Source organism: Methylobacterium nonmethylotrophicum, from assembly GCF_004745635.1.
Taxonomy (GTDB): Bacteria; Pseudomonadota; Alphaproteobacteria; order Rhizobiales; family Beijerinckiaceae; genus Methylobacterium; species Methylobacterium nonmethylotrophicum.
Window position 1 is genome coordinate 253,444 of sequence record NZ_SRLB01000004.1, and the last position, 24,597, is coordinate 278,040.

General features: G+C 72.5%; 28 protein-coding genes. 17 read left to right on the forward strand and 11 right to left on the reverse strand.

Features of this window, described 5'->3' with window-relative positions:
• Positions 1-7: 7 nt before the first annotated feature.
• Both EU555_RS06165 and efp read right to left on the reverse strand, forming a co-directional pair.
• A complete protein-coding gene (locus tag EU555_RS06165; protein ID WP_135413784.1) occupies positions 8-1,261 on the reverse strand; it encodes a DUF1615 family protein in 1,254 nt (417 codons plus the stop codon).
• A gap of 630 nt (positions 1,262-1,891) precedes the next feature.
• A complete protein-coding gene (efp, locus tag EU555_RS06170) occupies positions 1,892-2,461 on the reverse strand; it encodes an elongation factor P (protein ID WP_135413785.1) in 570 nt (189 codons plus the stop codon).
• 166 nt (positions 2,462-2,627) lie between these two features.
• On the opposite strand from efp, the gene epmA reads away from it, so the two are divergent.
• The 7 genes from epmA (at position 2,628) to EU555_RS06205 (ending at position 7,831) form a co-directional block, all read left to right on the forward strand.
• Complete coding sequence (epmA, locus tag EU555_RS06175; RefSeq protein ID WP_135413786.1) at positions 2,628-3,680, forward strand: EF-P lysine aminoacylase EpmA; 1,053 nt, start codon at positions 2,628-2,630, stop codon at positions 3,678-3,680.
• The gene (locus EU555_RS06180) at positions 3,677-4,720 is read left to right on the forward strand and encodes a lysine-2,3-aminomutase-like protein (RefSeq protein ID WP_135413787.1); all 1,044 of its coding nucleotides are present in this window, start codon (positions 3,677-3,679) and stop codon (positions 4,718-4,720) included. Before epmA ends, EU555_RS06180 begins: the two co-directional genes overlap by 4 nt.
• Positions 4,721-4,724: 4 nt before the next feature.
• Positions 4,725-5,342: a glutathione S-transferase family protein gene (locus tag EU555_RS06185; protein ID WP_135413788.1), complete on the forward strand. Its 618-nt coding sequence runs from the start codon at positions 4,725-4,727 to the stop codon at positions 5,340-5,342.
• A gap of 108 nt (positions 5,343-5,450) precedes the next feature.
• Positions 5,451-6,155 (forward strand): ribonuclease activity regulator RraA, encoded by a 705-nt coding sequence (locus EU555_RS06190; protein WP_135413789.1) that lies wholly within the window; start codon positions 5,451-5,453, stop codon positions 6,153-6,155.
• Between the two features lie 27 nt (positions 6,156-6,182).
• Positions 6,183-6,971, forward strand: a complete 789-nt coding sequence (locus EU555_RS06195) for a YdcF family protein (protein WP_135413790.1) — start codon at positions 6,183-6,185, stop codon at positions 6,969-6,971.
• A 63-nt stretch (positions 6,972-7,034) separates the two neighbouring features.
• On the forward strand, positions 7,035-7,331 hold the full coding sequence (locus tag EU555_RS06200) for a type II toxin-antitoxin system TacA family antitoxin (protein WP_135413791.1): 297 nt from the start codon (positions 7,035-7,037) through the stop codon (positions 7,329-7,331).
• Entirely contained in the window at positions 7,328-7,831 is a 504-nt protein-coding gene (locus tag EU555_RS06205) for a GNAT family N-acetyltransferase (protein WP_135413792.1), read from the forward strand. The genes EU555_RS06200 and EU555_RS06205 overlap by 4 nt, the downstream gene beginning before the upstream one ends.
• Position 7,832: 1 nt before the next feature.
• Here EU555_RS06205 and EU555_RS06210 read toward each other — a convergent pair whose 3' ends face one another.
• From EU555_RS06210 to EU555_RS06225, 4 genes are all read right to left on the reverse strand, one after another.
• Positions 7,833-8,096: a DUF3253 domain-containing protein gene (locus EU555_RS06210; protein ID WP_135413793.1), complete on the reverse strand. Its 264-nt coding sequence runs from the start codon at positions 8,094-8,096 to the stop codon at positions 7,833-7,835.
• Positions 8,086-8,793: a DUF599 domain-containing protein gene (locus EU555_RS06215; RefSeq protein WP_135413794.1), complete on the reverse strand. Its 708-nt coding sequence runs from the start codon at positions 8,791-8,793 to the stop codon at positions 8,086-8,088. Before EU555_RS06215 ends, EU555_RS06210 begins: the two co-directional genes overlap by 11 nt.
• 12 nt (positions 8,794-8,805) lie before the next feature.
• Positions 8,806-9,093, reverse strand: coding sequence for an acylphosphatase (locus EU555_RS06220; RefSeq protein WP_135413795.1), 288 nt, complete (start codon positions 9,091-9,093; stop codon positions 8,806-8,808).
• Between the two features lie 72 nt (positions 9,094-9,165).
• Positions 9,166-9,582 carry a hypothetical protein gene (locus tag EU555_RS06225; RefSeq protein WP_135413796.1) on the reverse strand — a complete coding sequence of 139 codons (417 nt, stop codon included), beginning with the start codon at positions 9,580-9,582 and terminating at the stop codon, positions 9,166-9,168.
• A 221-nt stretch (positions 9,583-9,803) separates the two neighbouring features.
• Here EU555_RS06225 and EU555_RS06230 point away from each other — a divergent pair, with 221 nt between their 5' ends.
• From EU555_RS06230 to EU555_RS06240, 3 genes are read left to right on the forward strand one after another with little or no spacing between them, the layout of a single operon-like run.
• Complete coding sequence (locus EU555_RS06230) at positions 9,804-10,130, forward strand: hypothetical protein (protein WP_135413797.1); 327 nt, start codon at positions 9,804-9,806, stop codon at positions 10,128-10,130.
• 7 nt (positions 10,131-10,137) lie between these two features.
• Positions 10,138-12,078, forward strand: a complete 1,941-nt coding sequence (locus tag EU555_RS06235) for an AAA family ATPase (RefSeq protein WP_135413798.1) — start codon at positions 10,138-10,140, stop codon at positions 12,076-12,078.
• Positions 12,075-13,076 (forward strand): hypothetical protein, encoded by a 1,002-nt coding sequence (locus tag EU555_RS06240; RefSeq protein ID WP_135413799.1) that lies wholly within the window; start codon positions 12,075-12,077, stop codon positions 13,074-13,076. Before EU555_RS06235 ends, EU555_RS06240 begins: the two co-directional genes overlap by 4 nt.
• A gap of 249 nt (positions 13,077-13,325) precedes the next feature.
• Here the strand turns inward: EU555_RS06240 and serA are convergent, their stop codons facing one another.
• The 3 genes from serA to EU555_RS06260 all read right to left on the reverse strand — a co-directional run bounded on the left by serA (position 13,326) and on the right by EU555_RS06260 (position 16,804).
• Complete coding sequence (gene serA, locus EU555_RS06245) at positions 13,326-14,930, reverse strand: phosphoglycerate dehydrogenase (protein WP_135413800.1); 1,605 nt, start codon at positions 14,928-14,930, stop codon at positions 13,326-13,328.
• A 396-nt stretch (positions 14,931-15,326) separates the two neighbouring features.
• Positions 15,327-16,496 carry a phosphoserine transaminase gene (locus EU555_RS06255; protein ID WP_135413801.1) on the reverse strand — a complete coding sequence of 390 codons (1,170 nt, stop codon included), beginning with the start codon at positions 16,494-16,496 and terminating at the stop codon, positions 15,327-15,329.
• Between the two features lie 83 nt (positions 16,497-16,579).
• Positions 16,580-16,804, reverse strand: a complete 225-nt coding sequence (locus tag EU555_RS06260; protein WP_135413802.1) for a hypothetical protein — start codon at positions 16,802-16,804, stop codon at positions 16,580-16,582.
• 175 nt (positions 16,805-16,979) lie between these two features.
• Between EU555_RS06260 and EU555_RS06265 the strand changes: the two genes are divergently transcribed.
• Complete coding sequence (locus EU555_RS06265; RefSeq protein ID WP_135413803.1) at positions 16,980-17,684, forward strand: ABC transporter permease; 705 nt, start codon at positions 16,980-16,982, stop codon at positions 17,682-17,684.
• Between the two features lie 42 nt (positions 17,685-17,726).
• On the opposite strand, the gene EU555_RS06270 is transcribed toward EU555_RS06265, so the two are convergent.
• On the reverse strand, positions 17,727-18,308 hold the full coding sequence (locus EU555_RS06270; RefSeq protein ID WP_135413804.1) for a tyrosine phosphatase family protein: 582 nt from the start codon (positions 18,306-18,308) through the stop codon (positions 17,727-17,729).
• 198 nt (positions 18,309-18,506) lie between these two features.
• Between EU555_RS06270 and EU555_RS06275 the strand changes: the two genes are divergently transcribed.
• The gene (locus tag EU555_RS06275) at positions 18,507-19,604 is read left to right on the forward strand and encodes a TRAP transporter substrate-binding protein (RefSeq protein ID WP_135413805.1); all 1,098 of its coding nucleotides are present in this window, start codon (positions 18,507-18,509) and stop codon (positions 19,602-19,604) included.
• A 42-nt stretch (positions 19,605-19,646) separates the two neighbouring features.
• Here EU555_RS06275 and EU555_RS06280 read toward each other — a convergent pair whose 3' ends face one another.
• Complete coding sequence (locus tag EU555_RS06280) at positions 19,647-19,838, reverse strand: hypothetical protein (protein ID WP_135413806.1); 192 nt, start codon at positions 19,836-19,838, stop codon at positions 19,647-19,649.
• A 379-nt stretch (positions 19,839-20,217) separates the two neighbouring features.
• Between EU555_RS06280 and EU555_RS06285 the strand changes: the two genes are divergently transcribed.
• From EU555_RS06285 to EU555_RS06305, 5 genes are all read left to right on the forward strand, one after another.
• Positions 20,218-21,606, forward strand: a complete 1,389-nt coding sequence (locus EU555_RS06285; protein ID WP_135413807.1) for a deoxyribodipyrimidine photo-lyase — start codon at positions 20,218-20,220, stop codon at positions 21,604-21,606.
• 65 nt (positions 21,607-21,671) lie between these two features.
• A complete protein-coding gene (trmD, locus tag EU555_RS06290) occupies positions 21,672-22,388 on the forward strand; it encodes a tRNA (guanosine(37)-N1)-methyltransferase TrmD (protein WP_205820811.1) in 717 nt (238 codons plus the stop codon).
• Between the two features lie 124 nt (positions 22,389-22,512).
• Positions 22,513-23,310, forward strand: a complete 798-nt coding sequence (locus EU555_RS06295; RefSeq protein WP_135413809.1) for a Crp/Fnr family transcriptional regulator — start codon at positions 22,513-22,515, stop codon at positions 23,308-23,310.
• Entirely contained in the window at positions 23,300-23,563 is a 264-nt protein-coding gene (locus tag EU555_RS06300; RefSeq protein WP_135413810.1) for a hypothetical protein, read from the forward strand. The genes EU555_RS06295 and EU555_RS06300 overlap by 11 nt, the downstream gene beginning before the upstream one ends.
• 75 nt (positions 23,564-23,638) lie before the next feature.
• Positions 23,639-24,478 (forward strand): ABC transporter substrate-binding protein, encoded by an 840-nt coding sequence (locus EU555_RS06305; protein WP_167858455.1) that lies wholly within the window; start codon positions 23,639-23,641, stop codon positions 24,476-24,478.
• The last annotated feature ends 119 nt before the right edge of the window (positions 24,479-24,597 follow it).

Genomic DNA, 24,597 nt, shown 5'->3' on the forward strand with positions numbered 1-24,597 from the left:
CCGTGCCTCACGTGCTGCGGCGGCCCGCACCGCTCCCGATCCGGGCCGGCGGCCGCCGCGACGAGACGAGGGGCACGGCGCGGGCCGGCGCGAGCGCGGCGAGGCAGGCCGTGTAGCGTCGGTTGACCGCGTTGGCGAAGATCTCCGTCGTCATCAGCCGCTTGATCTTCATGGTCTTGAGCACGATCTGCGGCATGACCTCGTAGGGCGGCTCCTTGTTGAAGCGGGCCTTGTAGATGCGCCGGACGGCCTTGAACGTCTCGGTCCGGTTGAAGGACTGCGTCTTCTCGAGCATCAGGTCGGCATGGAGCGACGCCTCGGCCGGATCGTTGCTGGCGCTGAAGATCCGACGCAGCGTCTTCTCCGTCATGCTGTCCGGCGCTGCCAGCAGCGTCGTGCCGTAAGACAGCAGGTCGCCGTCGAGCGCGAGCGGCTCGCCCGAGATCCTGGCGGCCATCCACTGGATCGCGGCGTTCCGGCTGCTGTAGCGGCCGGCGTTGTAATCGGCGAAGAGCGACGTCTTGTTGTCGTAATCGGCCCTGTACCCGAGGAGCTGCTTGATTCCGAAATACATGCCGTCATATCGGCGGTAGAGCGAGTCCCTGATGCGATAGATCTCCTGAAGGTCGAGCTGCGAAAGATCCTTGCCGGTCTTCTCGCGGATGGCGAACTTGGCCGAGACCTGCATCGAGCCCAGGGTGTCGACCTCGTTGTTGTTCTCGAAATACTCGGCGAGGCTGGCGCTGCCGGAGGTGGCCGAGATGAGGAACGGGATGCCGACCGTGTTCAGCAACCGCCCGGTGAGCCACCGATAGGCATGGTCGAGGTCGCGCTCCGTCCTCGCCACGCGGATCCGCGCGATGAATTCGGCTTTCATGCCGGGATGAAGCGAGAAGAACGCCTTGTACTTGACCGATTCGTCGATCTTCTTGATTGCGGCCGCGGCCGACAGCTTCCCGAGATCCGGGACCGCGGGATCGGCGGAGAAGTGCGATTCCTGGCCGATGACCGCCGCGGCGGCGCAGACGTTCTCGGCCGATCGCTCGAAGCGCAGCTCCCGCAGCGCGCGCAGGAGATCCTCGGCCCAGCCCTCGGCCTCCCTGCGCTTGCCGTAGGCCGTGTCGATGAAGCGCGCGAGCGGGGCGACGGACACCTCCCCGTCCTGCGCCGATGCCGGGGCCGACGGCAGGCACCAGGAGAACACGACGGCCGCCGCGATCCGGATGGCGGACCGGGCTCGGTCGAGGCACGCGCGCAGCATGACGGGTTCCCTCCGCGAGCCGTCGCGCCATCGCCGGCCCCACCACGGCTCCCGGGCAGGGCGCTGCCCGGGAGCCGTGGAAAACCGACGATGTCAGACACTCGCGCTGCGAGAAATAAGGTTTCGGACCCGATTTTGTAAAGTGGACCGATGAGCAGGCGGCGGAAGCCTAGCTGCGCGAGGGACTCGAACGTTCAGCTTTATTTCAGGAATGATGTACGAAACTGGGATCTGCGATCTGTATTTATCAATATAGTATGTGGCAACGGTCGTCTGCGGTAGATTCTTCCCGACGCTCGCGATCCGCCGCGAACGATCTCGCTCGCAGCCGGAAGACCACCATGCGTCCGGGCGACGTTAACTCTTCATCAATGATTTGGGGAACGACTGCCGGGCTGATATGCGGCAGGGCGCCGGCACGCCCGCGACGACGGGAGGGCGCGGGCGAAGCCGGGCGCGGGCCGATCGGCGATGCGCCTGGCCCGACGACCGGGAGGCCCCGCCGCGCCACCGCAGCGAAGCGGCACCGCAGCCGCGATCCGCAGGGCGGGCGCCTCGTATCGTTCCCGGAGCGCCACCTGGGGGCCGCTCCGGGGCGGGCGACCGGCCGCCGCGGCCGGCCCGTCGGGATCAGTCCTTGGCGCGCTCGACGTAGGAGCCGTCGGCCGTCATGACGACGATGCGGGTGCCGGCCCCGATATGGGGCGGCACCAGGGTCCGCACGCCGTTCGAGAGCGTGGCGGGCTTGTAGGACGAGGACGCGGTCTGGCCCTTGGTGACCGGCTCGGTGTCCGTCACCTCGAGGGTCACGCGCTGGGGCAGCTCGATCGCCAGCGGCACGCCGTTATGGGTCGAGAGCATGACCGGCATGCCCTCCTGCAGGTAGGCGGCCTGGTCGCCGATCACGTCCTCCGGCACCGCGAGCTGCTCGTAGGATTCCGGGTTCATGAAGTGGAACCCCTCGCCGTCGCTGTACAGGAAGGTGTGCTCCCGGTCCTCGACATAGGCGCGCTCGACCTGCTCGGTGGTGCGGTACCGCTCCGAGATCTTCACCCCGTCGGTGATCCGGCGCATGTCGAGCTGGGTCACCGGGGTGCCCTTGCCGGGGTGGATGTTCTCGGCGGAGAGGATCACGTAGAGCTTGCCGTCCTTGTCGACGACATTGCCTTTGCGGAGAGAGCTGGCGATCACCTTCGGCACGGGGCGAATCCTGGTCTGAGAGCGTTGACAGAGAGCGGCGGCGTCCGCCAAGCCGCGGGCCATGGCGGCCGCGCCGGCAGAGGAGCCTTCGGCCCGCCCTATCGCATCTCAGGCGCGACCGCCAGTCGCCCGCCCCGATCATGATCTCTCGCCCGACCGCTCACAGATGACCTCCGCCTCGCCCTGGTGGGCTCCCCACGTCCACGCCGACCGCCGGCCGCGGCTGCTCGCGCGCAACCGCATCGCCGCGTCGCTGCGCGCCTGGTTCGCGGCCCGCGACTTCGTCGAGGTCGAGGCCGCCGCCCTCCAGGTCTCGCCCGGCAACGAGGCGCATCTCGCGGCCTTCGCCACCACGGCGATCGGTCCGGACGGCACGGAGCACCCGCTCTACCTGCACACCTCGCCGGAATTCGCCTGCAAGAAGCTGCTCGCGGCGGGCGAGAGGCGGCTGTTCAGTCTCGGGCCCGTCTACCGCAACCGCGAGCGCGGGGCGCTGCACCACCCGGCCTTCACCATGCTCGAATGGTACCGGGCGGGGGAGACCTACGACGCCCTGATGCGCGACTGCGCCGACCTCCTGGGCTTGGCCGCCGAGACCGCCGGCGCGACGACCTTCGCGTGGCGGGGGGTCGAGGCCGATCCCTTCGCCGAGCCGGAACGGCTCACCGTCGCGGAGGCCTTCGCGGCCTACGCCGGCATCGACCTCCTGGCGACGGTCGGGCCTGACGGCAGCACGGACGGGCCGGCGCTCGCCGCGGCGCTCGCACGCGCCGGCATCCGTACCGCCCCGGACGACACCTGGGCCGACTGCGTCAGCCGGGTGATGGTCGAGCGGGTCGAGCCCCGGCTCGGCCGGGGCCGGGCGACGATCCTGTGCGAGTACCCGATTCCCGAAGCGGCGCTCGCCCGGCCGAGCCCGGCCGACCCGCGGGTGGCGGAGCGCTTCGAGCTCTATTGCTGCGGCGTCGAGCTCGCCAACGCCTTCGGGGAATTGACCGACCCGGCCGAGCAGCGCCGGCGATTCGCCGCCGAGATGGACGAGAGGGCGCGGATCTACGGCGAGCGCTATCCGATCGACGAGGATTTCCTGAGCGCCCTCGCGCAGATGCCGGAGGCGAGCGGCCTCGCGCTCGGCTTCGACCGGCTGGTGATGCTGGCGACCGGGGCGCGCCGGATCGAGGACGTGATCTGGACCCCCGTCGCCGAGGCCCCGCGGTGAGCGCGCCGTTGCGCAGCGCGGCATCGCTGGCGGCGGGCGGCCTCGTGCCGGCCGAGCGCCTGCCGGCCCTGGAGCGGGTGGCGGCGCGCTACGCCGTGTCGATCACCCCCGCGATGGCCGAGCTGATCGCCGATCCGGACGATGCGATCGGCCGTCAGTTCGTGCCGCGGGCCGAGGAGCTGGTCACCGCGCCCGAGGAGCGGGCCGATCCGATCGGCGACGACGTCCATGCGCCTCTGCCCGGCATCGTCCACCGCTATCCCGACCGGGTGCTCCTCAAGCCGCTCCATGTCTGCCCGGTCTATTGCCGCTTCTGCTTCCGCCGCGAGGTGGTGGGGCCGGAGGGGCAGGGGAGCCTGACCGAGGCCGAGCTCGACGCCGCGCTCGCCTACATCGCCGCGCATCCGGAGATCTGGGAGGTGGTGGTCACCGGCGGCGACCCCCTGGTGCTCTCGCCCCGGCGCCTCGGCCGCATCGCCGCGGCTCTCAAGGACATTCCGCACGTGCGGGTGCTGCGCCTCCACACCCGCGTGCCGGTGGTCGATCCGGCCCGGATCGACCAGGACCTGATCGCGGCGCTCAGAGGCTTCGGCGGCGCGGTGTTCGTGGCGCTCCACGCCAACCATCCGCGGGAATTCACGGACGCGGCGCGCGCGGCCATCGCCCGCCTCGTCGAGGCCGGGATCCCGATGGTGAGCCAGTCGGTGCTGCTCCGCGGGGTCAACGACGATCCCGACACGCTCGCGGCCCTCATGCGCGTCTTCGTCGAGAACCGGATCAAGCCCTACTACCTGCATCACGGCGACCTCGCACCCGGCACCGGCCACCTGCGCACCACGCTCGACCACGGCCAGGCCTTGATGCGCGCTCTACGCGGCCGGGTCTCGGGCCTGGCGCAGCCGACCTACGTCCTCGACATCCCGGGCGGATACGGCAAGGTTCCGGTGGGGCCGGGCTACCTGGCGGCGAGCCCCGCGGGCTGGCGCGTCACCGATCCGAAGGGCGGGACGCACGCCTACCCGCCGAACCGGGAGGAGTGAGGGCATGCGCAGGCTCTGGGGACGGCTGAGCTCCGTCAACGTGCAGAAGGCGGTTTGGGGCCTGGAGGAGCTGGGGCTGCCTTACGAGCGGGTCGAGGCCGGCGGCGCCTTCGGGCGGGTGCGCGACCCCGACTACGTCGCGCTCAACCCCAACAGCCTGGTGCCGGTGATGGAGGAGGACGATTTCGTCCTCTGGGAATCGAACGCGATCCTGCGCTACCTCGCCCGCGGCCACGGCGACGGCCTGTTGTGGCCAGAAAATCCCCGGGAGGCGGCGCTCGTCGACCAGTGGCTCGACTGGCAGGCGACCCGCTTCACGCCCTCGACCCGGGACGCGTTCTGGCAGACCGTCCGCACCCCACCGGAGAACCGCGACCAGGCGGTGATCGACCGCTCGGTCGCCGCCTCGGAGGAGTGCGCGGCGCTCCTCGACGCGCACCTGATGGGGCGCGCCTACCTCGTCGGCGAGCGCTTCACCGCCGCCGACATCGCGGTGGGGGCCGCCGCCCATCGCTGGCTCCACCTCGACGTGCCCCGCATCGAGCGGCCGACCCTGCGATCCTGGTACGAGCGCCTCGCGGCGCGGCCCGCGTCATCCGTCGCCCTGCCGCCGCTGAGCTGAGCTGCCGGCTCGTCCCGCCGCGCCGGGCCATGCGCTGACGGCGTGGCCGTCCGCCGCGGGATCGGCTAGGTCTGGCCTCCCCTGATCCTCAACGCCCCCGAAGGCCCGATGCCGCTCGACAAGACGCTCCTCGACGCCCTGCAGGCCGTCACCACCGCGACCCTCACCACCGTGCTCCTGAAGAAGGGCATCCGCCGCTGCTGGATGCGCGGGCCGATGCCGCGCTTCGCCGCCGGGCAGCGGGTCGTCGGCCCGGCCTTCACCTTGCGCTTCGTGCCGGCTCGCGAGGACCTGGCGACGCCGGAATCCTGGTCGAGCCCGACCTCGACCCGCGCGGCGATCGAGGCGATGCCCGAGGGCTGCATCGCGGTCGTCGACGCGATGGGGGTGCCGGAGGCCGGCATCTTCGGCGACATCCTGTGCGCCCGGATGAAGAAGCGCGGCGTCGCGGCGCTGATCACCGACGGCGTCGTGCGCGACGGCGAGGGCGTCGAGGGCACCGGCCTGCCGGTCTGGTGCTCCGGCGTCGCGGCCCCGGCCTCGGTGGCGGGGCTGACCTTCGTCGGCTGGGGCGAGCCGATCGGCTGCGGCGGCGTCGCGGTCTATCCCGACGACATCGTGGTGGCGGACGGCGACGGCGCGGTGCTGATCCCGGCGGCCCTCGCCGAGGAGGTGGCGCTCGCCGCCGTCGAGCAGGAGCGCCTCGAGCTCTGGATCATGCGCGAGGTCGACAAGGGGCTGCCCCTGCCGGGCCTCTACCCGCCGAACGCCGAGACCAAGGCCCGCTACGAGGCGGAGACCGGCAAGGCCTGACCAGCGCCTGACCGGGGGCCGGGCCCGGTGTTCTTCGTGCTCTCGAAGGTGCTGTGGTTCCTCACCGCACCCTCGAACCTGCTCCTGCTCCTGGTCCTCGCCGGGGCGGGGCTCGGCCTTCGCTGGCAGCGCCTCGGCCTCGGGCTCTGCGCCGCCGGCGCCTTCGTCCTCCTCGTCGGCGGGATCTCGCCGCTCGCCGGCCTCCTGTTCGCGCCGCTCGAGAACCGCTTCCCGCGCTTCCGCGACGACGGCACCCCGGTCGCCGGCATCGTGGTGCTGGGCGGCGGCGTCGAGACCGGGCTGTCGGCCGCCCGCGGCCAGCTCGTCCTCAACGATGCCGGCGAGCGGATGGTGGCGCTCGGCGACCTCGCGCGCCGCTATCCGCAGGCCACTCTGGTGTTCGCCGGCGGCTCGGGCCGGCTCACCGGCGACGGCGCCGTCTCGGAGGCGGCCGTCCTGCGCCGCCACGCCGCCTCACTCGGCGTCGCGCCGGAGCGGATCACCTACGAGGACAGGTCCCGCAACACCCGGGAGAACGCCGCCTTCAGCGCCGCGCTGGTGAAGCCCAAGCCCGGCGAGCGCTGGCTCCTCGTCACCTCGGCCTGGCACATGCCGCGGGCGATCGGCTGCTTCCGGCAGGCGGGCTTCACGGTCACGGCCTACCCGGTCGATTACCGCACCGCGCCCCGCCTCCTCGCCTTCCATGCGACGGTGGGGGACGGCCTGTTCGACTTCGACATCGCCTCGCGCGAATGGCTCGGCCTCGTGGCCTACCGGGCGTCGGGCTACACCGAGACGGTGTTCCCGGGGCCGTGAGCCGGCGCAAAATGTCGTGACAATGTCGGGCATTGCAGCATAATCCTCCCTGAGGAGTCCGCGATGCCGCAGAGAGCCACCCGCAGCGAGAAGCTCGATCTTCGTCTGACACCTTCGGCGAAGCAGACGCTGCAGGCCGCGGCTGAGGCGACGCACAAGAGCGTCAGCGAGTTCGTGCTGGATTCGGCGTTGCGAGAGGCGGAGGAGCGGCTGGCCTGTCGCCGCGTCTTCACCCTCGATGATGCCGACTGGGACCGCTTCGTCGCCGCTCTCGACGCACCACCGCGCGCCCTTGAGAGGCTGGAACGGCTGTTTCGCGAGCCCGACATCTTCGATCGCAGCACCGACGACGAGCCGTGACGAGCCTTCAGATCGAGCCACTTCGGCGTACCCACGCCGTCGAGGGCTTCACCTGTGGCCATCCGGCTCTCGACCGATTCCTGGCCCGACACGCCCTTCAGGCTCAATCCGCGAATTCGGCGCGTACCTACGTCGCCCTGGACGGGGCGGAAGTGGTCGGCTTTCACACCCTGGTTGCCGGCGAGGTACAGCACGCGCAGGCGCCGGAACGGGTCATCAAGGGAATGCCACGCCACCCGATCCCGTTGCTGATCCTGGCCCGGCTCGCGGTCCATATCCGCATGCAGGGCCGCGGCCTCGGCGCAGGTCTACTGCGCGATGCTCTCCACCGCACGCTGCAGGTGACCGACCTGATCGGCGCACGGGCGCTCGCGGTCTACGCGAAGGACGAAACGGCTGCGTCGTTCTACCGACATTTCGGCTTCATCCCATCTCCGACCGATCCGCACCACCTCTTCCTGCTCGTCAAAGACATCAGGACTGCACGCAGCAAAGCCTGACCTACCGCGGCAGCGACAGCCGGTAGACCCCGCGAAAATCGTCCGGGTCGGGCACGACCTTGCCCTTGCGCAGGATCGCGATGCGGCCCTCCTTCATCAGCCGCACCGCCTGGCGGCGGATCGGCTGCATCAGCGGGCCCCAGCCGTCCGGATGGGGACCGCCGAGCGCCCGGGCGACCTCGGAGGGGCAGACGGTCTTGTCGGCCCCGCGATCGGCGACGAGGCGCAGCATCGTGAGTTCGAGTTCGTAATCGTCAGGGATCATCGTGGTCCTGCAGGGCGCGGCGGGCGTCGGAGGCGAACTGGCGCTGCCACATCACGGTGAGCACCATCGCGGTGGCGACGAGCAGCACGTAAGCACTGACGAACCAGCCGAGATAGGCCAGAGCGAAGAAGAAGGCGCGCTGGCCACGGTTGAAGTGGCCGCCCGCCACCACGTTCATGGCGGCGGCGCGGCGCGCCGCCCGCTCGATCGCCACCGGGTCGCCGCCGCGGGGCGGCACCGCGCCGATCAGGATGGCGCCGTAGTTGAACAGCCGGTAGGCCCAGGCGAACTTGAAGAAGGCGTAGACGAAGATCAGGGCGAGGCCCGCCACCTTGATCTCCCACACCGCCCGGGTCATCGGCGCCCCGAACGGCAGGGTCGAGAACAGCGTGAGCGCGTCGTCGGCGGAGCGCGACAGGGTCAGCGCGCTGCCTAAGGCGATCAGCGAGGTCGAGGCGAAGAAGGCGGTGCCGTTCTGCAGCGAGGCGTTGATGGTGGTGTCGACCACCCGGTTCTCGCGCACGATCTGCTGGTCGGCCCAGGCGTGACGGTAGCGGTTCATCATGCCGTTGAGGCTGCGCTTGCCCCCGGAGAGGTGCTCGACCGCGTAGGAATAGCCGAACCAGGCCGCAAGGAAGCAGGCGAGGGCGACGCCATCGACGAGCGAGAAGCTGCTCAGGCCGAGATCCGGGGGCATGCCGGCGCCCCGTCAGGCGGTCGGCAGGATCTGCACGCCGGGCGCGCCGGAATCGTCCGGGCGCTCGGCGACTGCGACATCCTCGACCCGCGCGCCGGGCGGGCCCTGGCGGCAGGCCTCGATCATCGCCGCGACGGCCTCCGCCGGTCCGGCGAGGCGGGCCTCGACGCTGCCGTCGCGCCGGTTGCGCACGCTGCCCGACAGGCCCCGCGCCTCCGCGACGCCCTTGGTCCAGGCCCGGTAGCCGACGCCCTGGACCCGGCCCCGGACGATGATCTCCACGCTGCGGTGCCCGCTCACGATTCACCCGCTCCCCGCTCGGCCCGATGCTCGGGCGGGCTCTAGAGCATTTCCGTGCGCGAGGGGAGGGCGTCAGGCGCTCGCCGCCAGGACGGTGGGCGCCACGAGGGGGCGGAACGCCGTGTCGGCGCGGGGCGCCCGCGGGCGCACCAGGTCGGCGAGCGGCACGAAGGCATCCGGCGCGGCGCCGCCGACCCGGGTGCCGAAGCCGAGGGCGAAGGAGAGGGTGAGCTTGCGGTCGGGCACGATGCCGAAGGCGCCGAGCGCCGCGGAGAACGCCTCGCGGAAGCTGCGCACGCCGCACCAGCTCTTCTCCGAGAGGTGGAGCGGCCATTCCCAGTAGCCGTCCGGCCGCCGGGCGCCGAGGGCGTCGCGCTCGATGAAGTAGCCGGTCTCCCGGTGCTCCAGGCCGTCCGCGTGGAGGCACCAGTCCCGGTTCTCGAACAGCGGGGCCGCCGCGGCCGCGTCGTCCAGGCGGATGGTCTCCATGCGGGTCTCCCGGGTGTCAGCCGCGACGCCGCGCCGCCTCCCGGACCGGCTCATCGCGTGGAACATTACCGGAACACTGGGCTGATTTGCACAAGCCGTCAACAGGGCCGGACGAACATTTCTCGAACGCCCGCGGCGTTGCCAAAGCCCCGGCCGGACGCCACCTCACGGTGAGGGAATCCGGCGCGGGGCCGACCGGGCGGGTGAGGACGAGGAACGAGATGGAGCGCAGCCGCAAGGGGCAGGAGACGGGGCCGCGGGAGCAGGGCCCGGACGTCGAGGCCCTGCGCCGCCTGGAGGCGTTGCAGCCGGCCTACGAGCGCCTGCGCGCCGACCGGATCCGGGCCGAGAGCGATGTCGAGCGACTGACCGCGGAACTCGCCGCCGCCCGGGCCCAGGCCCGGGAGGAACTCGGCACCGACGACGAGGCCGAGATCCGCCGGATGATCGAGGAGGCCCGGGCGGACAATGCCCTCCGGGTCGAGGCCTTCGCGCAGGCCCTGCGGGCGGTGCAGGACCGCCTCGATGCCCTCGACGGCGCGCGCTGAGAGAGCCGTGACCCAGAGCGACATCCAGGACGCGCTCGCCCGCGCCGGCCGCCTGCTCGCCCGCCTGGAGGCGACCCGCGACCGCGACCGCGACGCCCTCGCGGAGCGCACTCGCGCGGTGGCCGCCGCCAAGGGCCGGCTTGCCCAGCGCGACGCGATCGACACCTACCTGCGCGAGTTGCAGCAGGACGCCAACCGGCGCAGCGTCGCGACCTTCGAGACGCTGCTCACCGCGCTCGTCCAGGAGGTCCTGCCCGGCGAGAAGCCGGTGCGCCTGGATTTGACCACCGAGCGCGGCCTGCCGGCCCTCGACATCGGGGTCGAGCGCCCGGATGGCGGCCGCGAGGACGTGCTGGAGGACAATGGCGGCGCCATGACCAACGTGGTCGGCATGGCTTTGCGCCTGATCGCGGTGGTCAAGGCCGGGGTCGGCCGCTTCCTCGCCCTCGACGAGGCCGATTGCTGGATCGCGCCCGAGCGGGTGCCGGCCTTCTACCGGGTGCTCGACGACGGTGCCGCCCGGCTCGGCGTGCAGTGCCTGGCGATCTCCCATCACGACGTTGCGGGCTTCGACGCCGGCCTGACGGTCAGCCGCATCGCCGGCCGGCCCGAGACCGGGGTGGCGATCGACGGGCCGTCGGCGGCCTGCGCCGCCGCCTGGGAACCCGAGACGCCGGGCTTCCGCTTCGTGCGCCTGATCGACGTGCAGGGATTCGCCGACGCGACCCTGCCGCTCGGCCCCGGCGTCAACGCCCTCGTGGGGCCGAACAACCACGGCAAGTCGACGGTAATCCGCGCCCTGCGGGCGGTGTTCTACGGCGAGGTGCGCGACAGCCTGGTGCGGGCGGGCGCCAGCGCCGCGCGGGTCGAGATCGGCGTCGCGGACGGGCGCGTGCTCCGCTACGTCCGCCAGCCGAAGCGCACGCCCGTCAACCTGTGGTCGCTGCACGAGGCCGACGGCGCCCTGGTGCAGGAGAACGGCACGGTGCTCGAGACCGGGGGCCGCGACGTGCCTCCTTGGGTCGAGCGGCTGTTCGGCATCACCCGGGTCGAGGATCTCGACGTGCACGTGGCGCACCAGAAGTTCCCGGTCTTCCTCCTCGGCGAGAAGCCGGCCCGCCGCTCGGCGGTGCTGTCGATCGGCCGCGAGGCCGGCCTGATCCGCGACATGCAGGCGCTCCAGCGCGACCGCGTCACCGAGGACCAGCGTACCGTGCGCGAGGGCGAGCGCGAGATCACCCGCCTGCGCGAGAGTCTTGGCGGTCTCGACGGGCTCGACGCCCTGGCGGAGGCGCTGCGGGGGCTCGAGGGGCAGGCGGGCGACCTCGCCGAGGCCGCGGCGCGCCTGCGCGGGCTTGAAGCCCTGGCCGACCGCCTCGCCCGGGCCGGCCGCCTCGCGACCGGGGCCACCGACCGGGCCCGGGTGCTCGCGGACCTGCCGGGCCCGGAGGTCGGGGCCGATCTCGGGCGCCGCCTCGCCGAGGCGCGCCACCGCGCCGTCATCGGCCGCCGCGTGCTCGCCGCCGCCGACACCCTCGCGGGCGCCCAGGCGAGGGCAGCGGCCCTTTCCGGCCTGCCGCCGGAAGCGCCGCTGCCGCGGGACACCGCGCAGGCCGCGTCCCACGCCGCCCGGCTGCGCCGCCTTCGCGCCGGCTTGGCCGCAGCAGCGGGACGGGTGGCGGCTTTGCGCGACCTGCCGGACACGGCGCCGCAGCCGGTGCTCCGGCCGGATGCCACCGACATGGCGCAGCGCTTGAGCCAGATCGGCCGCCGCCTCGCCGAGGCGCGGGCCCGGGAGGCGGCGGCCCGCGACGGCCTGGCCCGGACCGAGGCCGAGATGGCGGAGGTGCTGGCGCGGACCGGCGGGCGCTGCCCGGCCTGCGGCACGCCGACGGCGCCCGCCGCCCTGCTCGCCGGTCACCGCCATGGCGCGGGAGAGGCGGCTTGATCCTCGGACGCGAGCGGCTCGACGCCGCGCCGGTCGCCTGCGCCGGCCTCCTGATCATCGGCGACCCCCACGTCTCGTCGCGCCGGCCCGGCCGGCGCAAGGATCCCGACTGGCCGGCGCCGGTCCTGGCCAAGCTCGAGCATTGCGTCGCGCTGGCGAACGACCGCGACCTCGCGCCGGTCCTCCTCGGCGACCTGTTCGAGCGGCCGGTCGAGCCCGACGAGAGCCTGAAGTCGCGCCTGATCCGGATCCTCAAGGGCTTCCGGCACCGGCCGCTCGCCAATGTCGGCAACCACGACATCCGCCACACCCGCCTGTCGGACGGCGACAGCCTGGCGATGCTGGCGGTGAGCGACGTCCTCGACGTCGTGCCGGAATCCGGACCGGCGGCGCATTACCGGGCGGACGGACGCCTCCTCGGCCTCGGCGCGACGCCCTTCGGACAGGCGATCCCGACCAATGCGAGCGGGCTGTTTCCGGGGGCCGACCACGCGGTCTGGCTCACCCATCACGACCTCGCCTTCGGGGCCGGCTATCCGGGCGCGGTGCCGCCGGAGGCGATCCGCGGCTGCGCGCTCGCGGTGAACGGCCACGTCCACAAGCGCCACGCGCCGTTGCGGGTCGGCGACACGCTGTGGTTCAACCCCGGCAACATCACCCGCGCCTCGGTCGACCTGATCGCCCACGTGCCGGCCGTCTTCGTGCTCGCGGGCGACCTTGCCTTGAGCGAGGAGCGCCTGCCCTTCGCCCCCGACGTGTTCGATCTCACCGGCCGCCAGGTCGCCGCCGATCCCGCGCCGGAGACGGAGGGCCGGGTCGAGAGCGCCTTCGTGTCGCTGCTGCGCGCCGAGACCACCACCGATCTCGCCCGCAGCGACGACGGCGCCCTGATCCGCGAGGAGATCGAGGCGAAGTTCCTGCGCGACGAGACGCCCGAGCCCGTGCGGGCGGCGATCCGCTCCCTGGTCGAGGCCGCAGTGGCGCGGCGGGGTGGGTGAGAGACTGCCTGCCTCCCAAATACAAAGCGGCAGAAGGTCATTTCTCCCATTCTCGACCTCATCCTGAGGTGCCCGGCGATCGAAGATCGCTGGGCCTCGAAGGAGGGCTCCAGGAATCGCGAAGACTTCTGGAGCCCTCCTTCGAGGCCCACTGACGTGGGCACCTCAGGATGAGGTCGAGGATGGGATGGAATTCATTATTTGCTTCCTCCGGCTCGGTAAGGGGCAGCGTCAGCCGCCCCGCCCCGGTCAGAACCGGACCGCCCGGGCGCGCTTCACCTGCGGGATCGCCTCGATCGCCCGCAGGAGGTCGGGCGAGACCGGCTCGTCGACGGCGGCAAAGCAGATCGCGTCGCCGCCGGGGCGGTCGCGGCCGAGATGGAAGGTCGCGACGTTGACGCCGGCCTCCCCGGTCAGCATGCCGAAGCGGCCGATGAAGCCCGGCTGGTCGGCGTTGCGGATATAGAGCATGTGCGGCGCCACCGCGGCTTCCAGCGCGATGCCGCGGATCTCGACGAAGCGCGGGCGGCCGTCGCCGAACACCGTGCCGGCGGCGTCGCGCGGCATGTCCTCGGCCTCGATCGTCAGGTGGAGGCGCGAGGCGTAGGGCCCTTCCACGGCGGTGCGGGTGGCGGTCTCGACCTGGATGCCGCGGGAGCGCGCCACCTCGATCGCCGAGACCATGTTGACGCCCTCGAGGAACGGCCGCAGCGCCCCGGTTACCGCCGCCGCCGTGAGCGCCCGGGTGTTCAGGCCCGCCGCCTCGCCCTCGTAGACGATCCGGATGCCGCGGATCGGCGCCTCGGTGAGCTGGCCGAGGAACGAGCCTAGCTGCTCGGCGAGCGTCACGTAGGGCCGCAGGCGCGGCGCCTCCTCGGCGGAGATCGACGGGAAGTTGACCGCGTTGCGGATCGCCCCGTGCAGCAGGTAGTCGGCCATCTGCTCGGCCACCTGGAGCGCCACGTTCTCCTGCGCCTCGGAGGTCGAGGCGCCGAGATGCGGCGTGCAGACCATGTTGGGATGGCCGAACAGCACGTTCTGCGTCGCCGGCTCCTCCGTGAACACGTCGAAGGCGGCGCCCGCGGCGTGGCCGGAATCGAGCGCGGCGCGTAAACCCACCTCGTCGACGAGGCCGCCGCGGGCGCAGTTGACGATCCGCACGCCGCGCTTGGTGCGCGCCAGCGCCTCGGCCGAGAGGATGTTGCGGGTCTTCTCGGTGAGCGGCACGTGCAGGGTGATGACGTCGGCCCGGCGCAGCAAGTCGTCGAGCTCGACCTTCTCGACCCCGAGCGCCACGGCGCGCTCGGGCGTCAGGAACGGATCGTAGGCGATGACCCGCATCCGCAGGCCGATGCCGCGATCGGCCACGATGGCGCCAATATTGCCGCAGCCGATCACCCCGAGGGTCTTGCCCGTCAGCTCGATGCCGAGGAAGCGGTTCTTCTCCCACCGGCCGGCCTGCGTCGAGGCATCGGCCTGGGGGATCTGGCGGGCGAGCGACAGCATCAGCGCGATGGCGTGCTCGGCGGTCGTCACGGCGTTGCCGTGCGGCGTGTTCATCACGATCACGCCGCGGCCGGTCGCCGCCGGCACGTCGATCGTGTCGACGCCGATGCCGGCCCGGCCGATCACCGTGAGGTTGCGGGCGCGCTCCAGCAGGGCGGCGGTGACCCGGGTGGTCGAGCGGACGGCGAGGCCGTCATAGTCGCCGATCGCGGCGGCGAGCGCCTCCTTGTCCTTGCCGAGCTCCGGGCGGAGATCGGCCTGGATCCCGCGCTCGCGGAAGATCGCGACGGCGGCCGGGGAGAGGGTGTCGGAGATCAGGACTTTTTTCGGGGTGGTGCTGGTGGGCATGGCGGCCTCGAAACGGGGGGTGCGCCATCGCCTCGCGGGGAGAGAGCGGGTCGGCCGGGACCCGCGAAGTCGCAGTGGGTCCAGCGCATGTCTCCTCTCCCCGCGGGCGGGGAGAGGGCTGTGTTCCCGTCTAGGGAACACAGCGAGGCGGCAGCCGAGGGTGAGGGGGTGTCTCCGGATGAGTCTCTCTCGTCGAGACCCCCTCACCCTCGCTCCGGCTTTCGCCTGCGCTCGTCACAGCCCCGACAAGGGGGCTGTGACCCTCTCCCCGCCCGCGGGGAGAGGAGAGATCCCGCGCCTCGTTCGGCGATGTGTGCGCTTCGCGGGGCCATTCGCGGCCGACACCGGCTCCCGCTCCCGCGGGGCTCCGGCGCTTGATGCAGCGATGGTTGGGTCTCAGGCCGCCTGGGTCAGGCGGGCCTTCTCCTGGGCGAAGGCCCAGTCGAGCCACGGCGTCAGGGCCTCGAGATCGGAGGCCTCGACGGTGGCGCCGCACCAGATCCGCAGGCCGGGAGGGGCGTCGCGGTAGGCGCCGATGTCGTGGGCGACGCCCTCGCGCTCCAGCGTGGTGGCGATGCCCTTGGCGACCGCCGCCACCGCCTCTGGGCCCCGCCCGACCACGTCGGGATCGCTCACCACCAGGCAGACGCTGGTGTTCGAGGCCGTCTTCGGATCTTCGGCGAGGTTGGCGATCCAGGGCGTGCGGGCGGCCCAGGCGGCGATCACGCCGGCATTGCGGTCGGCGCGGGCCCGCAGGGCCGGCAGGCCGCCCAGCGACTCCGCCCACCGAAGCGCATCGATGTAGTCCTCGACCGCCAGCATCGAGGGCGTGTTGATGGTCTCGCCCTGGAAGATGCCCTCGATCAGCTTTCCGCCCTTGGTCATGCGGAAGATCTTCGGCATCGGCCAGGCCGGCACGTGGCTCTCGAGCCGGGCGACGGCGCGGGGCGAGAGCACCAGCATGCCGTGGGCCGCCTCGCCGCCGAGCACCTTCTGCCAGGAGAAGGTCACGACATCGAGCTTGCCCCAGTCGAGGTCCTGCGCGAAGGCCGCCGAGGTGGCGTCGCAGATCGTCAGCCCCTCGCGGTCGGCGGCGATCCAGCCGGCGTCCGGCACGCGCACGCCGGAGGTGGTGCCGTTCCAGGTGAACACCACGTCGCGGGTGCGGGTGTCGACGGTCGAGAGGTCGGGCAGGCGGCCATAGGGCGCCTTGATCACGCGGGCGTCGAGCTTGAGCTGCTTGACGGCGTCGGTCACCCAGGTCTCGCCGAAGGATTCCCAGGCCAGCATGTCGACCGGGCGCGGGCCGAGCAGCGACCACATCGCCATCTCGACGGCGCCGGTATCCGACGCCGGCACGATGCCGATGCGGTAATCGGCCGGCACCTGCAGCACCGTGCGGGTGAGGTCGATGGCTTCCTTGAGCTTGGCCTTGCCGAGCTTCGCCCGGTGCGAGCGGCCGAGCGCCGCGTCGGAGAGGGCCTCGGGCGTCCATCCGGGGCGCTTGGCGCAAGGTCCGGACGAGAAGAAGGGCGCGCGCGGGCGCGCCGCGGGGCGGGTCGTCATGCTGGTGTCCATCCTTCCAGATGGGCGCCTCTCGGTGGGGAGAGGTGTCCCGCCGGCGGGCATGCGCCAGCCCGGACCCGGCGTCAAGCCTGTCGCCGCGGCATCAGCCGCGCGAGGTGGGCGCGGTGCGCCGCGAGCGTCGTCTGGAAGTCGACGAGCAGCCGCTCGGCCAGCTCCTTCGTCTGCCCGCCGCCGGGGCCGAGGCGCGCGATCAGGGCGTGCTGACGCAGGATGCGGCGCTCCGCCTCGACAACGTGGCGCAGGGCCATCTCGAGGTCTGTCTCGCGGTGCGACCCGGCCGGAACCATGGCGGAGCCCTCCTGAGCCGAGCCCTGCGGCGCCGGGCCTGCGCCGGCCGCGGCCGGGACACGGCCGGGGGCCGGCGGAACCCGCGCCGGAATCGGTGCGATGCGGGACACTATGGCACGGCCGGGTCGGCCCAGATAGGACGAGCGCGAGGGCTCTCGGCGACGCGGAGGTGACATGGACGAGTTCGGGCGCGCGCTGGGGCTGGCGGTCGCGATGATCCTGCGGGCGGATGCCGACCTCGTCGCCATCGTGGGCCTGTCGCTGCGCGTCAGCCTGACCGCCGCCGCCCTCGGCTTCGTCCTCGGGGCGCCGCTCGGGGCGCTGCTCGCCGCGACGCGGTTTCCCGGCCGCGGCGCGCTGCTGGTCCTCGTCAACGCGCTCCTCGGCCTGCCGCCGGTGGTGGTGGGGCTCGTGCTCTACCTGCTGGTCTCCCGCTCCGGCCCGCTCGGATCCCTGGGCCTGCTGTTCACGCCCGGCGCGATGGTGATCGCGCAGGGCGCGCTCGCCCTGCCGATCGTGGCGGCGCTCTCCCACCGCACCGGCGAGGCGCTGTGGGCGGAGTACGGCGACGCCCTGCGGGTCGACGGGGTGGGGACGGGCCGCGCGATCCTGATCCTGCTCGCGATGGCGCCCGCGCCCCTCGTCACCGCCTTCCTGGCGGCGTTCGGGCGGGCGATCGCCGAGGTCGGCGCCATCCTGATGGTGGGCGGCAACATCCGGGGCTACACCCGCACCATGACGACCAGCATCGCGCTGGAGACCAGCCGCGGCGACCTGGCGCTCGCGCTCGGCCTCGGCCTCGTCCTCGTCAGCCTGACGCTGCTGGTGAGCGCCGCCGCCTTCGGGCTCAACCGGGTGGCGGCCCTGCCCAGGGCGTAGCACCGAGGTGTGGCCGGCCGGCTCCGGACTGGCCGGAATGCCCTAGCCCGCCAGGGCCGCGTCCACCTCGCGCCCGCGGCCCAGGCCCCGCATCAGCTCGGCGAGGTGGGGCCGCACCCGCAGCTGTTCGGCGTGCAGGCGGCGCACCGCCTCGTTCAGGCTGCCGTCATAGCCGAGCGCCTCGTCCGCGAAGCCGATCATCCGGGCGTTGGGCCAGGCCTTCTCGCGCAGGGCGTGGACCTTGGCGACCACCGACTCCGCGTCCAGGTCCGGGTGGGCCTGGCCGAGCAGCATCGTCATCGCCGCCGTCGAGCGCGAGATGCCGGCGTGGCAGTGGATCAGGAGATGCGTCTTGCGCCGCGCGGTCTCGGCCGCCAGGTCCTCGCCGAAGCGCAGGATCGCGTCGACGTCCCGGCGCTCGGGCAGCACCTGGCCCTCGGTCGGATCGATGATGTCGTGGAAGCGCAGCGTGGTGCGGTGGTGGGAATCGTAGGTGCCGAAGGCCTCGGGCTCGGGCCAGGCCGGGTCGAGGATCGACAGCACGTGCGTGACGCCGCGGGTCGAGTGATGGCCCAGCTCCTCGAGGCCGCAGACCGTGTGCAGGGAGATCGGTTCGGGCTTCACGGGCGGGGCGGTCTCCGGGGATTGTCCGGCGTCGCTTAGCACAGGGCCCGATGGCGCACGAGGGCCTTGCCCCCGGGTAGCCCTGCCGGCCGTGCGGCCCCGGTGCGCTTTGCCGCAAAGCGCGCTACCTGTCTGTCCGGTTCAAGACCGATCCTCAGTCGGGGCCGATCTTCGGACCGATCTTCACATGGGGAGAGCATGAAGCGTCGCGACATCCTGACGGCCGGCCTCGGCCTCGCCGGCAGCGCCGCCCTGGCGGCCCCCGCCGTGGCCCAGACGACGACCAGCGGCGCGCCCGAGCTGCGCTGGCGCCTGCATTCGGCGTTCCCGCGCACCCTCGATGCGCTCTACGGCGCCGCCGAGCTGTTCTCCCGCCTCGTCGCCGAGGCGACCGACAACCGGTTCCAGATCGAGGTCGCGGCCGCGCCGGCGGGCGATTCCGGTGCGCTCCTCGATGCGGTCGGGACAGGCAGCGTCGAGATGGCCTATTCGGCCGCCTATTACGAGGTCGGCCGCGACCCGACCTACGCCCTCGCCACCGCGGTCCCCTTCGGCCTCAACGCCCGCCAGCAGAATGCCTGGATGCTGCAGGGCGGGGCCCTCGACCTGTTCAACGAGATCTTCGCCAGGAACAAGCTCTACGCCCTGCCGGGCGGCAACACCGGCACCCAGATGGGCGGCTGGTTCCGGCGCGAGGTGAAGACGGTCGCCGACCTCCAGGGCCTGCGCTTCCGCATCGCCGGCCTCGGCGCCCAGGTGCTGGCCAAGCTCGGCGTGGCGACCCAGACCCTGCCGGGCGCCGACCTCTACGCGGCGCTGGAGGGCAAGACCCTCGACGCCGCCGAGTGGATCGGCCCCTACGACGACGAGAAGCTCGGCCTCAACAAGGTGGCGCCGTTCTACTACTATCCGGGCTTCTGGGAGGGCGGCTCGATGCTGCACTTCTGGTTCAACGCCCAGAAGTGGGCCGAGCTGCCGAAGGCCTACCGGGCGATCGCGCAAGCCGCCGCGGCGAGCGTCAACGGCGACCTGCAGGCGAAGTACGACGCCCGCAACCCCGCCGCCCTGCGCCGCCTCGTCGGCGGTGGCGCACAGCTGCGCCCGTTCCCGCAGGAGGTGATGGAGGCCGCCCTCAAGGCGGCGAACGAGATCTACGCCGATCTCGGCGCCAGGAACCCGGACTTCAAGCGCGTCTACGACGCGCTGAAAACGTTTCGCAACGAGGAATACCTCTGGTTCCAGGTCGCCGAGTATACCTACGACAACTTCATGATCCGGGCCCGGGCGAGGGGCTGACAAGACGGGCGGGCGCGCCGGCCCGCGGCGCCGGAGGCCCGCCTACTCGGCGGCCTCCTCGCCCGGCAGGGCGCCGCGGCCCTCCTCGCGCATCAGCGCGCGCACCAGGCTGGGCACCGCCTCCAGCGCGCCCGCCAGGGTCTCGTCGGCCACGAACAGGCTCTTGAGCTCCGGGCTGGTGATGCAGACGAGGCCTTCTCCGCTCTCCTCGACCCGCAGGGTGAATTGCCGCATCGCTCGACCGCTCCTTCACGCTCGGCTCCGATCACCCCGCGATGCACGAGGCGGGCCAGCACCGGTGGGGCAACGCGGAGCGCGGCCATTCGCTCCCCCGCAGAGAGGAGAGGCGGGGAGGCCATGCGGCAAGGCTGGATGAGCCAAAGAAAAAAGGCCGCTCTCGCGAGCGGCCCGAAGTCTAGGGAGGAAACGCCCAAGGAGGGCAGCAGCAGCGCGACGCCATCGCGTTGCCGCACTGCAATAACATAGGTGTGCGCTGCCGGAAGGCAAGGCGCGATTGTTGGCAGCGCTGCCGCTTTTGGATGCAGCGTCGGCGCGCCGCGCTGGTCCTGGCTTCACCACGGCCTAGTTTCCCCGGCCTGACGGGGGCGGCGGGATGGCGATTCAGGCGGGGCGGATCCGGGTTCTGAAGGACGTGGCGCCGCGGGAGGGCGCCTACGTGCTCTACCTGATGCAGCAGGGCATGCGCAGCCGCGACAACCCGGCCCTCGAGGTCGCGGTGGAGGAGGGCAACCGCCTCGGGCTTCCGGTGGTGGCAGGCTTCGGCCTCCTCGACGGGGGCGCGCACTTTCCCGAGGCCAATGCACGGCACTACGCCTTCCTGCTCCAGGGCCTCGCCGACGCCAAGGCGGGACTGGAGCGCCGCGGCATCGCCTTCGTGCTGCGCCGGGCGACCCCGGCGCAGGCCGCCCTGTCCCTGGGCAAGCGCGCCGCGCTCATGGTCCTCGACCGCGGCTACCTGACGATCCAGAAGGCCTGGTATGCCGAGATCGAGGCAGGCTTCGACGGCCGGCTGGTCCAGGTCGAGGGCGACGTGGTGGTGCCGGTCGAGGTTGCCTCGAACAAGCACGAATTCGCCGCCCGCACGCTCCGGCCGAAGCTGCACAAGACGTGGGAGCCCTACCTCGCGCCGTTGCGCGCGCGGCGCGTCGAGCACCCGGCCGGGGATCTCGGCCTCGACAGCGACCTCGACGTCTCCGACCCCGACGCGGCGCTCGCGGCGATGACCCTCGACCGCGCGATCGCGCCGGTGCGGCGCTTCCGCGGCGGCGAGACCGAGGCCTGGCGCCGGCTCGACGCCTACCTTGCCGGCCCCTTCACCGATTACGGCACGGTGCGCAACCGGCCGGAGGCGGGGGCGGCCTCGCACCTCAGCCCCTACCTGCATTTCGGCCAGATCTCGCCGGTGGCGGCCGCCCTCGAGGTGCAGGCCGCGAAGACCGGCGGCCCCGAGGACCGGGCGGCGTTCCTGGAGGAGCTGATCGTCCGGCGCGAGCTGGCGATGAACCACGTCCACACCAATCCGGGCTACGCCGCCTACGAGCAGGCGATCCCGGACTGGGCCCGCAAGGCGCTCGCCGAGCATGCGGACGATCCGCGTCCGCATCTCTACGACGAGGACGCGCTGGCGCAAGGGCGCACCCACGACGCGTACTGGAATGCCGCGATGCGGGAGATGCGCGAGACCGGCTACATGCACAATCACCTGCGCATGTACTGGGGCAAGAAGATCCTCGAATGGTCGCCCTCGCCGCAAGAGGCCTTCGCGGTGACGCTCCGTCTCAACAACCGCTACTTCCTCGACGGGCGCGACCCGAACTCCTTCACCAACGTCGCCTGGCTGTTCGGCCTGCACGACCGCCCCTGGGGGCGGCGCAAGGTCTTTGGCACCGTGCGCTACCTCGGGCAGAACACCCTCAGGAAGTTCGACGCCAAGGCCTACCTGAAGGCGGTCGACGACCTGTGCCGCGCGGAGGAGGGGTGAGGGACCGGCCAGCGAGGGTTCCCCGCGGTTGACCGCCGCGGCTCTCCGGCGCCATCACCCCGCGCATGACCTCCCCTGCCTCTCCCGCCCCCTGGCGCGCCACGGTCCTGACGCTCTATCCCGAGATGTTCCCCGGCCATCTCGGGCTCTCGCTCGCGGGCGATGCGCTCGCCCGCGGGGCCTGGAGCCTGGAGGCGCGCAACATCCGCGACCACGGGATCGGCCGGCACCGGGCGGTGGACGACACGCCGGCCGGCGGGGGCGCCGGGATGGTGCTGCGCTGCGACGTGCTCGCCGCGGCGATCGACGCCGCCGCGCTCCCCGGCGATCCGCGCCCTCGCCTGCTGATGAGCCCGCGGGGCCGGCCGCTGACGCAGGGGCGCGTCCGCGCCCTCGCCGAAGGCCCCGGCGTGATCGTGGTCTGCGGCCGGTTCGAGGGCGTCGACGAGCGGGTGATCGCCGGCCGCGGTCTCGAGGAGGTCTCGATCGGCGACTACGTGCTGTCGGGCGGCGAGCCCGCCGCCCTGGTGGTGCTCGATGCCTGCGTGCGCCTCCTGCCCGGCACGATGGGCAAGCACGCCTCCGGGGTCGAGGAGAGCTTCGAGGGCGGCACCCTCGAATACCCGCACTACACGCGGCCGCGGGCCTGGGAGGGGCGGGAGATCCCGGAGGTACTCACCGGCGGCAACCACGCCGCGATCGCCCGCTGGCGCGCGGCGGAATCCGACCGCATCACCCGCGAGCGCCGTCCGGACCTGGCCGGGCCGGGCCGGATTCCGTGATTGGCGGAGAAACCCCGGTGCAGTATGCAGCGAAGTCATCACAGGTGAATGCCGCGAGGAACGGCCCAGCCTAGGGCCCTCGTGCCGTCCTTCCCGACGTCTCCTCCGGACGATCCCCGCCGCCATGCCCGATTCCGCCCGCTACCTGCTGCACCGGCCCGAGATCCTGGAGTCGCTGCGCCGGGGCGAGGCCGCCCTCGACCGGGTGATGGGCGGGTCGGGCCGCCTCTACCCGGCCGGCCGCCTGCTGGTGGAGGCGGACAGCCCCAACACCCAGATCTTCCGCCTGCGCAAGGGCTGGGTCGGCCGCCTGCGCACCCTGGAGGACGGGCGCAGCCAGTTCATCCTGATCTTCCTGCCGGGCGACCTCTTCGCGGTGAAGAGCCTGTTCGTCACCCACAGCCCGGACGCCGTGCAGGCCCTGTCCGAGGTCCTGGTCGAGCAGGTCGACCACCGCACCCTGCGCGAAGCCTACGAGCAGGACGCGGACCTCGCGACCCGCTGCATGTGGCAGGTGATCGAGGAGGAGCGGCGCCTGCACAACTGGGTGGTCGGGCTCGGCCGCGGCAGCGCCGACGAGCGCCTGGCGATGCTGCTGATCGACTTCCGCGGCCGCCTGATCCTGTCCGGCACGCTCCCGCCCGACGCCCTCGCGTACGAGCTGCCGATGACCCAGGAGCAGATCGGCGACCATCTCGGCATCTCGAACGTGCACGTCAACCGGGTGCTCCGGACCCTGCGGGAGGAGGGCATCGTGACGATGCGCGGCCGGCGGGTGACGATCGGCGACCTCGACGCCCTGGTGCGCCTCGCCACGCCGCTCCTCGACAGCGCGGAGCGCGGACGGTCGGAATTCGTCGGGCCGAAGGAGGCCGGGCTTCAGAACGGCAACCCGCGAGGAAGCGACGACGATGTCCTCTGACGGCAGCCCGGACCGGTACCACGCCGCTGCCGGCCAGGCGGCCCTGATGCTGGTCGAGAGCCTGATGCTGAGCCTCGTCGAGCGCCGGGTGATCGACTCGGGCGAGCTGGTCGAGGCCGTCGAGGCCGTGATCGAGACCAAGCGCCAGCTGGCGTCCGGCGGGCGCGAGCCCGAGATCGCCCGCGAGGCCGTCGCCCTCCTGACCACCATCGCCAACAGCCTCGCGGCGACCGGTCCCGCCGCGAGGGGGTGACGCGGCCGGCGCCCTCTGGCGCCGGGGCCGGGCGGTGGGGTAACGCTCGCCCGGACCTCTTCCGGAGCCTCGCCCGTGCCCCTCCCGCTCCCGCGCCGCCTCGCCCTGCTGGCGCTGCTCGCCCTCGCGCCGGCCCTCTCCCGGCCGGCGGCCGCGCAGGAGCGGGCGATCACGCTCGCCTCCACCACCTCGACCGAGCAATCGGGCCTGTTCGGCCACCTGCTGCCGATCTTCCGGCGCGAGACCGGCATCGCGGTGCGGGTCGTCGCGGTCGGCACCGGCCAGGCGCTCGCCATCGGCGCCAAGGGCGATGCCGACGCGCTCCTGGTCCACGACCGGCCCGGCGAGGACAGGTTCGTGGCCGAGGGCCACGGCCTCGACCGGCGCGACGTGATGGCGAACGACTTCGTGATCGTCGGCCCCGCCGCCGACCCGGCCGGCATCGCGGGCGGGCGCGACGCCGCCGCGGCGTTCGCCCGCATCGCCCGCGCCCAGGCCCCCTTCGCCAGCCGCGGCGACGACAGCGGCACCCACCGCACCGAGCTGCGGCTGTGGACGAAGGCCGGCCTCGAAGCCCGCGGCATCGGCGCGAGCTATCGCGAGCTCGGCCAGGGGATGGGCCCGACGCTGAACGCGGCGGCCGCGATGGACGCCTACACGCTGACCGACCGGGCGACCTGGGCGAGCTTCAAGAACCGGCAGACCCTCGCGATCCTGGTCCAGGGCGATCCGGCTTTGTTCAACCCCTACGGCTCGATCCTGGTGAACCCGGCCAAGACCCCGCAGATCCGGGCCGCCGACGCCAGGATCTGGCACGAATGGCTGACCTCCGAGCGCGGCCGGGCGGCGATCGCCTCGTTCAAGGTCGCCGGCGAGCAGCTCTTCTTCCCGACCGGGACGATGCCGAGCCAGTAGCGGCATCTCGTCCGGCCGATCGAGCGACGGTCGTCACAGGGTGGGACCTTGCGGCGGCGGCATCCTCCAGGCCGGTGTCCCGATCCGGTGGAGGGACCGGCGCGTCGACGCAACGCCCC

Bases quoted from the DNA above. Each gene is read 5' to 3' on its own strand.
- EU555_RS06265 (WP_135413803.1), top strand. From the start codon at position 16,980: ATGGACGAGTTCGGGCGCGCGCTGGGGCTGGCGGTCGCGATGATCCTG.
- EU555_RS06295 (WP_135413809.1), top strand. From the start codon at position 22,513: ATGCCCGATTCCGCCCGCTACCTGCTGCACCGGCCCGAGATCCTGGAG.
- EU555_RS06255 (WP_135413801.1), bottom strand. From the start codon at position 16,496: ATGACGACCCGCCCCGCGGCGCGCCCGCGCGCGCCCTTCTTCTCGTCC.
- EU555_RS06215 (WP_135413794.1), bottom strand. From the start codon at position 8,793: ATGCCCCCGGATCTCGGCCTGAGCAGCTTCTCGCTCGTCGATGGCGTC.
- EU555_RS06200 (WP_135413791.1), top strand. From the start codon at position 7,035: ATGCCGCAGAGAGCCACCCGCAGCGAGAAGCTCGATCTTCGTCTGACA.
- EU555_RS06275 (WP_135413805.1), top strand. From the start codon at position 18,507: ATGAAGCGTCGCGACATCCTGACGGCCGGCCTCGGCCTCGCCGGCAGC.
- EU555_RS06285 (WP_135413807.1), top strand. From the start codon at position 20,218: ATGGCGATTCAGGCGGGGCGGATCCGGGTTCTGAAGGACGTGGCGCCG.
- EU555_RS06185 (WP_135413788.1), top strand. From the start codon at position 4,725: ATGCGCAGGCTCTGGGGACGGCTGAGCTCCGTCAACGTGCAGAAGGCG.
- EU555_RS06230 (WP_135413797.1), top strand. From the start codon at position 9,804: ATGGAGCGCAGCCGCAAGGGGCAGGAGACGGGGCCGCGGGAGCAGGGC.
- EU555_RS06300 (WP_135413810.1), top strand. From the start codon at position 23,300: ATGTCCTCTGACGGCAGCCCGGACCGGTACCACGCCGCTGCCGGCCAG.
- epmA (WP_135413786.1), top strand. From the start codon at position 2,628: ATGACCTCCGCCTCGCCCTGGTGGGCTCCCCACGTCCACGCCGACCGC.
- EU555_RS06225 (WP_135413796.1), bottom strand. From the start codon at position 9,582: ATGGAGACCATCCGCCTGGACGACGCGGCCGCGGCGGCCCCGCTGTTC.
- EU555_RS06280 (WP_135413806.1), bottom strand. From the start codon at position 19,838: ATGCGGCAATTCACCCTGCGGGTCGAGGAGAGCGGAGAAGGCCTCGTC.
- EU555_RS06165 (WP_135413784.1), bottom strand. From the start codon at position 1,261: ATGCTGCGCGCGTGCCTCGACCGAGCCCGGTCCGCCATCCGGATCGCG.
- serA (WP_135413800.1), bottom strand. From the start codon at position 14,930: ATGCCCACCAGCACCACCCCGAAAAAAGTCCTGATCTCCGACACCCTC.
- EU555_RS06190 (WP_135413789.1), top strand. From the start codon at position 5,451: ATGCCGCTCGACAAGACGCTCCTCGACGCCCTGCAGGCCGTCACCACC.
- EU555_RS06210 (WP_135413793.1), bottom strand. From the start codon at position 8,096: ATGATCCCTGACGATTACGAACTCGAACTCACGATGCTGCGCCTCGTC.
- EU555_RS06260 (WP_135413802.1), bottom strand. From the start codon at position 16,804: ATGGTTCCGGCCGGGTCGCACCGCGAGACAGACCTCGAGATGGCCCTG.
- trmD (WP_205820811.1), top strand. From the start codon at position 21,672: ATGACCTCCCCTGCCTCTCCCGCCCCCTGGCGCGCCACGGTCCTGACG.